Genomic DNA, 13,719 nt, shown 5'->3' on the forward strand with positions numbered 1-13,719 from the left:
GTTTCCCTGAGTGCATCCATGACCAGTCCCTTCAATAGCCAGTCGCCCCTCGACCCCACCTCGACGGAACCGATCTACCGGCAAATCTACTGGCGTTTTCGCGGGGCAATCACCGATGGCGTGCTCGCGCCGGGCGAACGCATTCCTGCAGCCCGGTCGCTGGCCAAGGAGCTTGGGCTGGCCCGGGGCACCGTCGACAGCGCATATTCGCTGCTGGCGGCAGAGGGCTATATCCAACCGCGCGGTCAGGCCGGCACCGTGGTGGCCGCCGGGCTGAACGTGCGGCCGCGACAGGCGCACACCGATCACCCATCGACTCCAGCGCCCGGCGCGTCGGTGCGGCACAAGGCGGCGGTACTGCCCTTCCAGATGGCCTTGCCTGCGCTGGATGAGTTTCCACGAAAAATCTGGGCGCAGATCGGTGCCCGTTGCGTGCGCGCCACAGGGGTTGCGGACATGGCCAATCCGTCGGCCCAAGGTTTGGAATCTCTGCGCAACGCGATTGCCAGTTACCTGCAACTGGCGCGTGGCATCAATTGCCTGCCTTCCCAGGTGTTCGTGACCTCGGGCTACCGCAATACCCTGACGCTGATCGTTCACGCCTTGCTGCAAGCGGGTGATCGGGCCCTCGTGGAAAACCCCGGCTACCCCCCTACCCGCCAGTTGCTGGAGTATTTGCAGATCGGGGTACAACCTGTGGACGTGGACCAGGATGGCCTGCAAGTCACCCAGGGCATTGATCAATGTCCCACCGCCCGCGCGGTAGTGGTTACGCCAGCACATCAGAGTCCGTTGTGCGTGTCGCTGTCTTTGCCGCGGCGCCTGCAACTGCTGGAGTGGGCAGCCCGCGAGCAGGCGTGGATCATCGAAGATGACTACGACGGCGAATACCGCTACGTCAGCCGCCCGCTGCCGGCCCTGAAAAGCCTCGATCGCGAGGGTCGCGTGCTGTACGCCGGCACATTCAGCAAGGTGCTGTTTCCCGGTATCCGGATCGCCTATCTGGTGGTGCCGCCATCTCAGGTCGAACGTTTCCAGCAGGTCGCCCGGACGTTCCTTGGCGGCGTCCCGGAGCTGACCCAGGCCATCGTCAGCACTTTCGTCACCGAGGGACATTTCGCCCGGCATATCCAGCGCATGCGCAAGCTCTATGGCGAACGCCGGGTAGCGGCGGTCAACGGCCTGAGCAAGGTCCTCGGCGAACACATCCAGATCGATGCACAGCCCGGCGGCATGCACTTGATCCTGCGCCTGACCCGTGCGCAGTCCGACCGCGAGCTGGTCGAACGCCTGCTGAATGCGGGGATCTACGCCGAAGCCTTGAGCGAGTGCTATATCGGTCCCGAAAGCCAGTGCGGCCTGATGCTGGGCTTTGCCAACATCGATTCGCAAGCCAGCGCCGAACGGTTGGGCGAGCGCATCGTGGCGCTGCTCTGAAGCAGGCTCATGGTCCACTCACGCGGACAATTCTTGGCTCTTTGTCACTGGCCCAAGCGGCTGCACCATGCACCCGCTACTTACCACCAACAGCCCCATCAAACGCCAAGGTCCAATGAAAATTCTGCGTGTGATCCGGACTTCTGTTGTCGCCCTGGCTCATGACCGTGCGGGCCTGAATCAGTCCCCCTTCCAGGAACAACTCGATGACCAACAGCCATCCATTGCGCAGCATTGCCGTGTTCTGCGGTTCCAACCATGGCTTTAACCCTGACTATGTGGAAGGCGCTCGCGCCCTAGGCCGGGAAATTGCCCGACGCGGTTTGCGCCTGGTGTACGGTGGTACCGACAAAGGCCTGATGGGCGTCATGGCTGACACCGTGCTCGCCGAAGGTGGCGAAGTCGTCGGTATCATTACGAAGTTACTGTTCAACCGCGGGCACATGCACCAGCAGCTGACCCGCTACGAGGTGACCGAAGACATGCGCGGGCGCAAGGCACGCATGAGCGAATGCGCCGATGCGTTCATTGCCTTGCCCGGCGGCCTGGGAACTTTTGAAGAGCTGTTTGAGGTGGCAACGCTGACCCAATTGGGCGAGCACCACAAAGGCGTGGCTTGCATGAACATCGGTGGCTTTTTCGAGCCGGTACGCAGCCTGTTCAAGCACGCCGTGACTGAAGGGTTCATGAAAGTGGAACACAGCGATATGTTGATTTATCACACCGATCCATCGGTGCTGATCGATACGCTGAAACAGTGGCAAGAGCCGATGGTCGACAAATGGATCGAGCCTCCACACAGGCCTGCTTGAGTTCTGGAGAGTCTGCGTTGATCCAGGTGCAGATACCGACTGAACAGCGGACGCTGCACCCACTCGGCCGATTTGGGTTGTCTGGTCGGGCCTCATCGCCGGCAAGCCGGCTCCCACATGAGCCGCACCAACCTTGAGACCACCGCGGTACCTGTAGGAGCCGGCTTGCCGGCGATGAGGCCGGCACAGGCAGCAAGGCACCAAATTAGTGCACTGACTGCCCACCCGCCACAACAAGACGCACGCCTTCCACCCCCTGCCCCACCCTCGAACACCCCGATTCACATCCTGTGACACACGCCAACGTTTGCGTCTATTGCGCGTCATAACGAAAGTGACCGACGGGTCACCTTTTTATCTCCGCGTCTCCTACACTCTGTTTTCGGCCCGCGATTTGCTCTGTAGAAAAGCGACGGAAAAAAGTCGAACTTTCTGAAAAGGCGGCGGGTCATGGAGTAAATAGGCCATTGCAAAGGGACTTCCCACGCTAAGGCTCGCCCACCCCATTCAGTCAAACGCTTTCGGCCGGAATGCCGATCGCGCAGTGCCTGCGCGCACGACTCAGGGGCAAGGACTGCACTACGAAGTTACGCATTCAGAGAGAACCAGCACGATATATCGCAACGGGTGCCAGCACCCGACCAGAACATAGGGACGGAGAGAAGTATGATCAGTGCCGCTGTCGAACCTCATGTAGATTCATTCCAACCGGACAATCGCGAACCGCTCACCCCGGACTTCGCCACGACAGCCAAGGCACCTGGCGCCCAGCGCCAGCACAACCCCAACAAGCGCAAGATCCTGTTCGTCACCTCGGAAATCGCCGACCTGGTCAAGACCGGCGGCCTGGGCGATGTGTCCGCGGCGCTGCCGCGCGCACTGGCACATCTGCACGATGTCCGGGTACTGATCCCCGGCTACCGCCAGGTGATGGAGAGCGATAACCCGATTCACATCGTCGGCGAACTGGGCGGCCACGCAGCCCTGCCGCCCTGCAAGATCGGACGCATGGACCTGGCCGACGGGCTGGTCATCTATGTACTGATCTGCCCTGAGCTGTACCAGCGCGATGGCACTCCCTATGGTGCCAACAACGGTCGCGACTGGCCCGACAACCACATCCGCTTCGCACGCCTGGGCCTGGCCGCTGCTGAAATCGCTGCTGGCGAAGGCATGATTCACTGGAAACCCGAGGTGGTGCACGCCCACGACTGGCCGGCAGGCCTCGCCCCGGCCTATATGCACTGGCGTGGGCTCAACACGCCGACCCTGTTCACCATCCACAACCTGGCCTACCAGGGCGTGTACAGCCGCGCCTGCAGCCCGGAGCTGGCGATTCCCGAACACGCCATGCAGCAGGAAGGCATGGAGTTCTACGGCAAGCTGTCGTTCCTCAAGGCAGGCCTGGCCTACTCCAGCCACATCACCACGGTCAGCGCCACCTATGCCCGGGAAATCACCACCCCCGAGTTCGGTTGCGGCCTCGATGGCTTCCTGGCCAGCAAGGCCCAGCAAGGCCTGCTCGGCGGCATTCCCAATGGCATCGACGAAAGCTGGGACTCGGCCACCGACAAGTACCTGCAGCACAACTTCAGCATCAATGACTGGGAAGGCAAGGCACGCAATACCCACGAGGTACGTGAGCTGTTCGAACTGGAACCGTCCGAAGGCCCGCTGTTCGCCGTGGTTTCGCGGCTGGTGTACCAGAAGGGCCTGGACCTGACCCTGGGAGTGGCCGACTACATCGTCGAACAAGGTGGGCAGATCGCGATCATCGGCCGTGGCGAGCCGGAAGAAGAGCAAGCCATGCGCGAGTTGGCCCTGCGCCACCCCGGCCGTATCGGCGTGCGCATCGGCTTCAACGAAACCGATGCACGGCGCATGTTCGCCGGTAGCGACTTCCTGCTCATGCCGTCGCGCTACGAGCCGTGCGGCCTGAGCCAGATGTACGCCCAGCGCTTCGGCTCGCTGCCGGTGGCGCGCAATACCGGCGGGCTGGCCGACACCATCGAGAACGGCGTCACCGGGTTCCTGTTCGATGAGTCGACCGTGGACAGCTACCGCGAAGCCTTGAGCCGGGCCTTCTATGTCTACAGCAAGCCCAACCTGCTCAACGCCATGCGCTGCCTGTCGATGACCCAGCCGTTCAACTGGTGCCAGGCGGTGGAACCCTACGCCCGCCTCTACGAGGACCTGGTCAAGCAGGCGCAGTTCAGCCACTACTGAGCGGGGGCCGAAGATGCACAGACATGGCGCACACCTGCTGGACGCCACGTCGGCGCGCTTCGCCCTGTGGGCGCCGGATGCGCGCAGCGTGAGCCTGGAACTGGAGCAGCAGCCCGCGATCGGGCTGCTGCCCGAGGCCAACGGCTGGTTCACCGGGGTTGCCCAGTGCCAGGCCGGTGACCGTTATCGCTACCGTATCGACGGCGAGCTGTTGGTGGCCGACCCGGCTTCACGCTACCAGCCCGAGGGGGTCGATGGCCCCAGCCAAGTCGTCGATACAAACGCCTATGCCTGGCAACACCCCTGGCAGGGCCGGCCATGGCACGAGGCGGTGATCCAGGAGCTGCACGTGGGCCTGCTCGACGGTTATGCCGGGGTCGCCCGGCAACTGCCGCGCCTGGCACACCTGGGCATCAGCGCCATCGAGCTGATGCCCCTCGGGCAGTTCCCTGGCACGCGCAACTGGGGCTACGACGGCGTGCTGCCCTTCGCCCCGCAGCACAGCTACGGCAGCCCGGAACAACTGTGCGCGCTGGTCGACCAGGCCCACGGCCAAGGGCTGATGGTGCTGGTGGATGTGGTGTACAACCACTTCGGGCCACACGGCAATTACCTGCACCAGTACGCCGGCCCATTCTTCCGTGAAGACAAACACACGCCCTGGGGCGCGGCCATCGATTTTCGCCGCCCCGAGGTGCGCGAATTCTTCATCCAGAACGCACTGATGTGGCTATGCGACTACCGCTGCGACGGCCTGCGCCTGGATGCCGTGCACGCCATCGACCAGCCCGATTTCCTGCTGGAGCTGGCACAACGGGTGCGCGCCGCCGTGGCGCCCGGCCGGCAGGTGTGGCTGGTGCTGGAAAACGAACACAACCAGGCCTTCCTGCTGGAGCAAGGCTTCGATGCGCAGTGGAACGATGACGGCCACAATGCCCTGCATGTGCTGCTGACCGGAGAAACCGAAGGCTACTACGCCGACTACCAGCACCGCCCAATCGACCAGCTGGCGCGCTGCCTTGCCCAAGGTTTCGTGTTCCAGGGCCAGGCCAACCGCCACGGCACTCCACGCGGCGAGCCCAGCGGGCACCTGGCACCCACCGCGTTCGTGCTGTTTTTGCAGAACCACGATCAGGTCGGCAATCGCGCCCTGGGCGAGCGCCTGACCCGACTCTGCCCGCCTGCAGCCCTGCGCGCCGCCACCGCGCTGTTGCTGCTGGCACCGATGATTCCGCTGCTGTTCATGGGCGAGGACGACGGCAGTTGCCGCCCGTTCCTGTTCTTCACCGATTTCCACGACGAACTGGCCGATGCCGTGCGTGAAGGCCGGCGCAACGAGTTCGCCCACTTTGCCGCCTTTACCCGGCCTGAATCACGCGAGCAGATCCCCGACCCCAACGCGCCGCACACCTTCGAGGCTTCACGGCCGCAAGCCAGGGAAGTGCTCGCCGGCTGGCACGGCCTTTACCAGCAACTGCTCGACCTGCGCCACCAGCATGTCATCCCGCACCTGCCCGGTTGCCGCGCGCTGGGCACCGAGGTGCTGGGCGACAAGGCCCTCAGCGCCCGGTGGCGGCTGGGCAATGGCAACACCCTGCGTATCGACCTGAACCTGGCCGACACCGCCCAGGCGGTCGAACTGCCCAGCGTCGAACAGCGCCTGTACGACACCGCCGACAACGCACACCCCGACTCTTGCCTGGCCGCCTACAGCTGCGTGGTCAGCCTGCTCACCCCTGGCCAGGAGCGCCCATGAGCGAAACCCCACTGCACCGTCTGGCCGAACGCGTTGGCCTGGCCCGCGACTGGATCGACGCCAACGCCAGGCCCCAGCAGGTCAGCGACGACGTGCTGCGCAAAGTCCTCGAAGCACTCGGCCACCCTGCAATGGACGACGCAGCCATCCATGCCAGCCTGCGCGTTGTCGAGGCAGCCGAAGACAGCGAACACTTGCCACCCCTGCTTACCGCCGACCTTGGCCAGCCACTGCCGCTGCAGCGCTATTTCAGCGCCGATACCCAAGCCCGCTGCACCCTGGAAGACGGCAGCCAGCGCCAGCTGACGCTGGACGCGCAGGCCCAACTGCCCGGTGACCTGCCCATCGGCTATCACACCGTGGACATCGACGGGCGCAGCTTCATCCTGGCCGTGGCGCCGCTGCGCTGCCACAGCCTGGACGACGCGGTGACGCAACCACCTGCGCGCTGCTGGGGCCTGTCAGTGCAACTGTACAGCCTGCGCCGCAACGGCGACGGTGGTTACGGCGACTGCCTGGCCCTGGAGCAGCTGGCCCGCAGCGCCGCCGAACGCGGTGCCGATGCCTTGGCCATCAGCCCGGTTCACGCGCTCTCTGCCATCGACCAGCAACACTACAGCCCCTATTCACCGTCCAGCCGACTGTTGCTCAATACCCTCTACGCCAGCCCCGCCGCCGTGCTCGGCGAGCGTGCCGTGCGCATGGCCATCGAGGCCTGCGGCCTGGAGCAAATGCTCGAAGACCTGGAGCAACGCCCCCTGGTCGATTGGCCGCGTGCCGCCGATGCCCGCCAGCGCTTGCTACAGGCGCTGTACCAGGACTTCAGCCAGGGCGACCACCCGCTGCGCGAGGACTTCGACAGTTTCCGCGCCGCAGGCGGCCAGGCGCTGGAGCACCACTGCCGCTTTGAAGTGCTACAGGCCCAGGCCATGGAGCACGGCCTGGGCGCCGACTGGCGCAACTGGCCGAGCGCCTGGCACGACCCCTACCACCCAGAAGTCGAAGCAGTCGCCCACGCCTACCCGGCCAAGGTCGAGTTCCAAGCCTTCTGCCAATGGCTTACCGAGCGCGGCCTGCAGCGGGCCCAGGCCGCGGCCTGCGGCAACGGCATGAGCATCGGTTTGATCGCTGACCTGGCGGTGGGCGCCGACGGTGCCGGCAGCCAGGCCTGGAGCCGCCAGGACGAGCTGCTGGCCGACCTCAAGGTGGGCGCCCCGCCCGACATTCTCAACCGCTCGGGGCAGGACTGGGGCATCTGCGCCTTCTCCCCCGAAGGCCTCAAACGCAATGGCTACCGTGCCTTCATCGAAATGCTGCGGGCCAACCTGGCGCACGCTGGCGGCCTGCGTATCGACCATGTGATGGGGCTGCGCCGCTTGTGGCTGATTCCACGAGGCTGCAAGGCAACCGAAGGGGCTTACCTGAATTATCCGCTGGACGACCTGCTGCGCCTGCTGGCCCTGGAGTCGGTGCGCCACCGGGCCATCATTCTCGGCGAAGACCTCGGCACCGTGCCTGACGGCCTGCGCGAACGGCTGGCCGACAAAGCCATCCTCGGCATGCGCGTGCTGCCGTTCGAGCAGACCTCGCCAGGGCACTTCAAACCGATTCTCGACTGGCCCGACAATGCCCTGGCCACCACCGGCACCCACGACCTGGCGCCACTGGCCGGCTGGCTGGAAAGCCGTGACATCGACTGGAACCACCGCCTGCAGTTGATCGACGCCGCCACCGAACTGCACTGGCGCCATGAGCGGCAGAAGGAACAAGCCGGCCTGCGTCACACCCTGGAGGGCAACTACGGGCCACTGAAAGACCACGCCGCCATCATCGACGCCGCGATCCGTTACGTCGGCCACACCCGAGCACCTCTGGTGCTGGTGCCCCTTGAAGACTTGCTTGGCAGCGACGAGCAGCCCAACCTGCCAGGCACCACCCAAGGCCACCCCAACTGGCGTCGACGTTTTGCTCAGCCCGCGCGCGAATTGCTCGACGACGAAGACGCCTCCCGCCGCCTGGAGCTACTGGCCCAGGCGCGCGAACAAGCCTGGGAGCGCGACCGATGAAGCCGTTGACCGCGACCCTGCGCCTGCAGTTTCACAGCGACTTCACCCTCGACCACGCAATGCCGCTGGTGCCGTACTTCGCCCAGCTGGGCATCAGCCACCTGTATGCCTCGCCCCTGCTCAAGGCCCGCGCCGGTTCGCGCCACGGCTACGACGTGGTCGACCCTTCCTGCGTCAACCCCGAGTTGGGTGGCGAGGCCGCCCTCGAACGCTTGGTGAGCGCGTTGCGCCAGCACGGCATGGGGCTGATCGTCGACACCGTGTCCAACCACATGGCCGTGGGCGGGGCCGACAACCCCTGGTGGCAAAGCCTGCTGGCCTGGGGACGGCGCAGCCCCTACGCCGAGTTCTTTGACATTCAGTGGCATTCGAGCGACCCGCTGCTGGCCGGGCAACTGTTGCTGCCTTTTCTCGGCAGCGACTATGGCGTGGCGCTGAAGCACGGCGAAATCCCATTGACCTTCGACGACCAGCAAGGCGTGCTGCACATTGCCCACTACGACCACCGTTTCCCGATCTGCCCGGTGGACTACGGCTGGGTGCTGTCCCAGAGCCCTGATCCGCTGCTGCAGGCCATGGCCCCTCGTTTCGCGGCCCTGCAACAGGCCACCGAACCGCTGGAAGCCGCCCGCCCCCTGCAGGCGGAACTGGCTCGAAGCGTGGCTGACGGCGCCGACCTCGAGTCCGCCCTGCTGGCCTTCGACAGCCGCAGCGAAGCCGGTTTCAAGCGCCTGCATACCCTGCTGGAACGCCAGACCTACCGCCTGGCCAGCTGGCGCACCGCCGCCGACGACATCAACTGGCGGCGCTTTTTCGACATCAATGAACTGGGCGGCCTGAGGGTCGAGCGTGCCGTGGTGTTCGAGGCCACCCACGCCAAGCTGTTCGAGCTGATCGAGCGCGGGCTGGTCGATGGCCTGCGCATCGACCATATCGACGGCCTGGCCGACCCACGTCACTACTGCCGCAAGCTGCGCAGGCGAGTCGACCGACTATTGGCGCAGCGCCCCTTGAACGCGGCAGTCGAACACTTCCCGATCTACGTGGAAAAAATCCTCGGCGCAGGCGAACACCTGCACCGCGACTGGCTGACCGACGGCACCACCGGCTACGAGTTCATGAACCAGGTGTCGCTGCTGCAACATGACCCGGCAGGCGAGGCCGCGCTGACCGAATTGTGGTCAAGCTTCAGCGAGCGTCCCGACTTTGCCGAAGAAGTTCGCCAGGCACGTCACCTGGTCCTCAACGCCAGCCTGGCCGGCGACTGCGAGTCGGTGGCCCAAGCCCTGCTGCAGGTCGCCCGCGACGACCTGATGACCCGCGACCTGACTTTGGGCGCAATCCGCCGGGCTGTGCAGGCGCTGGTGGCGCACTACCCGGTTTACCGCACCTACTTCAACGCTTGCGGGCGCCCGGCCGAAGACGAGGGCTTCTTCCAGCAGGCCCTGGCCGATGCCCGCCAGAGCCTGGCCGAAGCGGACTGGCCTCTGCTGGCCCAGCTCGAACAATGGCTCGGCGGCCAGCCGTGGCGGCGCTTGCCTGCCGGCCGGCCACGCAAGCATTTGCGCCATGCCTGCGTGCGCTTCCAGCAGCTCACCGCGCCCAGTGCCGCCAAGGCTGTAGAAGACACCGCGTTCTACCGCAGCGCCCGCCTGCTGTCGCGCAACGATGTCGGCTTCGAGGCCAGCCGGTTCAGTGCTGACGTCGCTGAATTCCACAACGAAGCGCAACGCCGCCTGCGCGACTACCCCGACAATCTGCTGGCCACCGCCACCCACGACCACAAGCGCGGCGAAGACTGCCGTGCACGCCTGGCCGTGCTCAGCGAACGCGCCCCATGGCTGGCCAGCCGCGTCGAGCACTGGCGCGAACTGGCAGCCCCGCTGCGCGAGTCGCTCGAAGACGGCCAGGCCCCAAGCCCCGGCGATGAGTTGCTGCTGTTCCAGACCCTGCTGGGCAGCTGGCCGCTGGAGATCGACCTGCACGACGATGCCGCCCTGCGCGCCTATGCCGAACGCATCCGCCAGTGGCAGCAGAAGGCCCTGCGCGAAGCCAAGTTGCGCAGCAGCTGGAGTGCGCCGAACGCAGCTTACGAAGCAGCCTGCGCGGCCTACGTCGACGGCCTGCTGCTGGACCGTGAGAACCAGCAACTGCGCCAGTCACTGGCCGACGCAGTGCGCCTGATCGCCTGCCCAGGGGCCCTGAACAGCCTGGTGCAAACCCTGCTACGCATGACCGTGCCCGGTGTGCCCGACCTGTACCAGGGCAACGAGTACTGGGATTTCAGCCTGGTCGACCCGGACAACCGCCGCGCCGTGGACTACGCTTGCAGACGCCGCACCCTGGACGATGCCGCAACGCCCGCCGAGCTGCTCGCGCACTGGCGCGACGGGCGTATCAAGCAGGCGCTGGTGTCGCGGGTGCTGGACTGCCGCCAGGCCCACCCCGAGCTATTCCGTCGCGGGGCCTACCTGCCCCTGACCGTTCAGGGCCGGCATGCCGACAAGGTCGTGGCCTTCGCCCGCCTGGGCGAGGATGAACGCGCCATCGTCGTTGCCCCGCGCTTGGCCAGCAGCCTGCTTGGCGGCGCCCCTACACCGTTGATCCCGGCACAGAACTGGGACGACACCCGGCTGATCCTGCCGTTTGCCTTGTCGCCTGCCAATACGACGGGACTTTTCACCGCCAGTGCGGTCAGCCCTTGTAAGGAGCTGATGTTGAACAGCGTACTGGCGGAGTTTCCAGTCAATCTGTTGCTACAACAATCTTGAACATCAGGAGCGTCATGATGAGCGTCGATGAAAAGCGTATTCGCGAATTTGCCTACCAAATCTGGGAGTCGGAAGGTAAGCCCCTCGGCCAGGAGATTCGCCATTGGGACATGGCGCGCAAACTTGCAGAAGCCGAGTCCCTGGCGCCCAAGGCCGCACCACGCAAGCGGGCGCCGGCCAAACCGAAGGCTGCAGCTGCGGCGGCTGAGAAGCCGGCACCGGTGAAAAAGCCACGGGCAGTGAAGAAGCCCACTGCTGGGTGAGTCTTCAGCGGCCTCATCGCCGGCAAGCCAGCCCCTACACGTAACCTGTAGGAGCCGGCTTGCCGGCGATAAAGCCAACACACCATTTCCCTCCACACAGGCCATTCGAGGACAGCCATGAGCCCCCGCACCCCAAAGAAAACCCGCTCGGTCGCCCCATCGCGCATCCGCGAAGGCCTACCCTTCCCCCTCGGCGCCACCTGGGACGGGCTGGGGGTCAACTTCGCGCTGTTCTCGGCCAACGCCAGCAAAGTCGAGTTGTGCCTGTTCGACTCCAGCGGCGAGGAGGAACTGGAGCGCATCGAACTCCCCGAATACACCGACGAGATCTACCACGGCTACCTGCCCGACGCGCACCCTGGGCTGGTCTACGGCTACCGCGTCCACGGCCCCTACGAACCGGAGAACGGCCACCGGTTCAACCCCAACAAACTGCTGATCGACCCCTATGCCAAACAGCTGGTCGGCAGCCTGAAGTGGTCCGAAGCCCTGTTCGGCTACACCATCGGCCACCCCGACGGCGACTTGTCGTTCGATGAGCGCGACAGCGCACCCTTCGTGCCCAAGTGCAAAGTGATCGACCCGGCCTTCACCTGGGGCCGCGACCAGCGCGTGCTGGTGCCCTGGGAGCGCACCATCGTCTACGAGGCCCACACCAAAGGCATCAGCATGCGCCACCCGGCGGTGCCGGAAAAACTGCGCGGCACCTTCGCCGGCCTTGCCAATGACGAGCTGCTCAAGCACATCAAGGATCTGGGGGTGTCGAGTATCGAGCTGTTGCCGATCCATGCCTTCGTCAACGACCAGCACCTGCTGCAAAAAGGCCTCAACAACTACTGGGGCTACAACAGCATCGCCTTCTTCGCGCCGCACCCCAAGTACCTGGCCAGCGGCAAGATCGCCGAGTTCAAGGAGATGGTCGCGCACCTGCACGATGCGGGCCTCGAGGTGATTCTGGATGTGGTCTACAACCACACCGCCGAGGGCAACGAACTGGGCCCGACCCTGTCGATGCGCGGCATCGACAACGCCTCGTACTACCGCTTGCGGCGCGACGACAAACGCTACTACATCAACGATTCCGGCACCGGCAACACCCTGGACCTGAGCCACCCCTGCGTGCTGCAACTGGTGACCGATTCGCTGCGCTACTGGGCGGGCGAAATGCATGTGGACGGTTTTCGCTTCGACCTGGCGACCATCCTCGGGCGCTACCACGACGGTTACAACGAACGCCACAGCTTCCTCGTCGCCTGCCGCCAGGACCCGCTGCTGAGCCAGGTGAAGCTCATCGCCGAGCCCTGGGACTGCGGCCCCGGCGGCTACCAGGTAGGCAACTTCGCACCAGGCTGGGCGGAATGGAACGATCGCTTTCGCGACACCGTGCGCGCGTTCTGGAAAGGTGACGAAGGCCAGTTGGCCGATTTCGCCTCACGCATGACCGCCTCGGGCGACCTGTTCAACAACCGTGGTCGACGGCCTTATGCCTCGGTCAACTTCGTCACCGCCCATGATGGTTTCACCCTGCGCGACCTGGTGTCGTACAACCACAAGCACAACGAAGACAACGACGAAAACAATCAGGACGGTACCGACAACAACCTGTCCTGGAACTGCGGCGTCGAAGGCCCCACCGACGACCCAGTCGTCAATGCCCTGCGCACCCGCCAGATGCGCAACTACTTCGCCACCTTGCTGCTGGCCCAGGGCACACCAATGATCGTCGCCGGTGATGAGTTCAGCCGTACCCAGCATGGCAACAACAACGCCTATTGCCAGGACAGCGAGATCGGTTGGGTGAACTGGGAGCTGGACGAGGAAGGCGAAGCGCTGTTGGCCTTCGTCCAACGACTGACCCGCCTGCGCCTGGCCTACCCGGTTTTGCGCCGCTCACGTTTTCTGGTGGGTGACTACAACGAAGCGATTGGGGTGAAGGACGTCACCTGGCTGGCACCGGATGGCAGCGAGATGAGCGTTGAGCAATGGGAAGACCCCCATGGCCGCTGCCTGGGCATGCTCATGGACGGTCGCGCCCAGGTCAGCGGCATTGCCCGGCCCGGTTCGGAGGCCACCCTGCTGCTGATCGTCAACGCCCACCACGATACCGTGCCGTTTCTGCTGCCCGCCGTCCCCGAGGGCGATTACTGGAGCTGCCTGATCGACACCGACCGGCCAGAAATGCGCAAACCGCAGCACCTGAAGTTTGAAACGACCTTTGAAGTCAAAGGCCGTTCGCTACTGCTGATGGTGCTGCAACGCGAAGATGAATAGGCCTTTGGGGCAACCGCCGCCCAAGGGCGGTGGAGCTCCAGCTCTAGCCCTAACAATGATTCGGCATAGCCACAGTTTGGCAAATAGCGAACATCGCTATAGCCATCTTTTTTATCT

Annotated in this window: 8 protein-coding genes; all 8 read left to right on the plus strand. The window is 64.8% G+C overall.

Annotated elements, in window-relative coordinates:
• The first annotated feature begins 18 nt into the window (after window positions 1–18).
• The 8 genes from PspTeo4_RS10695 (at window position 19) to glgX (ending at window position 13,602) form a co-directional block, all read left to right on the plus strand.
• A complete protein-coding gene (locus PspTeo4_RS10695) occupies window positions 19–1,437 on the plus strand; it encodes a PLP-dependent aminotransferase family protein (protein WP_322363708.1) in 1,419 nt (472 codons plus the stop codon).
• A 206-nt stretch (window positions 1,438–1,643) separates the two neighbouring features.
• The gene (locus PspTeo4_RS10700) at window positions 1,644–2,249 is read left to right on the plus strand and encodes a TIGR00730 family Rossman fold protein (RefSeq protein WP_322363709.1); all 606 of its coding nucleotides are present in this window, start codon (window positions 1,644–1,646) and stop codon (window positions 2,247–2,249) included.
• A 666-nt stretch (window positions 2,250–2,915) separates the two neighbouring features.
• Window positions 2,916–4,475, plus strand: a complete 1,560-nt coding sequence (gene glgA / locus PspTeo4_RS10705; RefSeq protein WP_322363710.1) for a glycogen synthase GlgA — start codon at window positions 2,916–2,918, stop codon at window positions 4,473–4,475.
• Window positions 4,476–4,488: 13 nt separating this feature from the next.
• Window positions 4,489–6,231 carry a malto-oligosyltrehalose trehalohydrolase gene (gene treZ / locus PspTeo4_RS10710; protein ID WP_322363711.1) on the plus strand — a complete coding sequence of 581 codons (1,743 nt, stop codon included), beginning with the start codon at window positions 4,489–4,491 and terminating at the stop codon, window positions 6,229–6,231.
• Complete coding sequence (malQ, locus tag PspTeo4_RS10715; RefSeq protein WP_322363712.1) at window positions 6,228–8,297, plus strand: 4-alpha-glucanotransferase; 2,070 nt, start codon at window positions 6,228–6,230, stop codon at window positions 8,295–8,297. Before treZ ends, malQ begins: the two co-directional genes overlap by 4 nt.
• Window positions 8,294–11,068, plus strand: a complete 2,775-nt coding sequence (locus PspTeo4_RS10720; RefSeq protein WP_322363713.1) for a malto-oligosyltrehalose synthase — start codon at window positions 8,294–8,296, stop codon at window positions 11,066–11,068. The genes malQ and PspTeo4_RS10720 overlap by 4 nt, the downstream gene beginning before the upstream one ends.
• Window positions 11,069–11,082: 14 nt before the next feature.
• A complete protein-coding gene (locus PspTeo4_RS10725) occupies window positions 11,083–11,331 on the plus strand; it encodes a DUF2934 domain-containing protein (protein WP_322363714.1) in 249 nt (82 codons plus the stop codon).
• 117 nt (window positions 11,332–11,448) lie between these two features.
• The gene (glgX, locus tag PspTeo4_RS10730; protein WP_322363715.1) at window positions 11,449–13,602 is read left to right on the plus strand and encodes a glycogen debranching protein GlgX; all 2,154 of its coding nucleotides are present in this window, start codon (window positions 11,449–11,451) and stop codon (window positions 13,600–13,602) included.
• The last annotated feature ends 117 nt before the right edge of the window (window positions 13,603–13,719 follow it).

The sequence above is a fragment of the Pseudomonas sp. Teo4 genome (genome assembly GCF_034387475.1).
Lineage (GTDB): Bacteria > Pseudomonadota > Gammaproteobacteria > Pseudomonadales > Pseudomonadaceae > Aquipseudomonas.

Excerpts from the sequence above, each read along its gene's own strand:
- PspTeo4_RS10695 (WP_322363708.1), top strand. The coding sequence starts at position 19 with ATGACCAGTCCCTTCAATAGCCAGTCGCCCCTCGACCCCACCTCGACG.
- PspTeo4_RS10700 (WP_322363709.1), top strand. The coding sequence starts at position 1,644 with ATGACCAACAGCCATCCATTGCGCAGCATTGCCGTGTTCTGCGGTTCC.
- glgA (WP_322363710.1), top strand. The coding sequence starts at position 2,916 with ATGATCAGTGCCGCTGTCGAACCTCATGTAGATTCATTCCAACCGGAC.
- treZ (WP_322363711.1), top strand. The coding sequence starts at position 4,489 with ATGCACAGACATGGCGCACACCTGCTGGACGCCACGTCGGCGCGCTTC.
- malQ (WP_322363712.1), top strand. The coding sequence starts at position 6,228 with ATGAGCGAAACCCCACTGCACCGTCTGGCCGAACGCGTTGGCCTGGCC.
- PspTeo4_RS10720 (WP_322363713.1), top strand. The coding sequence starts at position 8,294 with ATGAAGCCGTTGACCGCGACCCTGCGCCTGCAGTTTCACAGCGACTTC.
- PspTeo4_RS10725 (WP_322363714.1), top strand. The coding sequence starts at position 11,083 with ATGATGAGCGTCGATGAAAAGCGTATTCGCGAATTTGCCTACCAAATC.
- glgX (WP_322363715.1), top strand. The coding sequence starts at position 11,449 with ATGAGCCCCCGCACCCCAAAGAAAACCCGCTCGGTCGCCCCATCGCGC.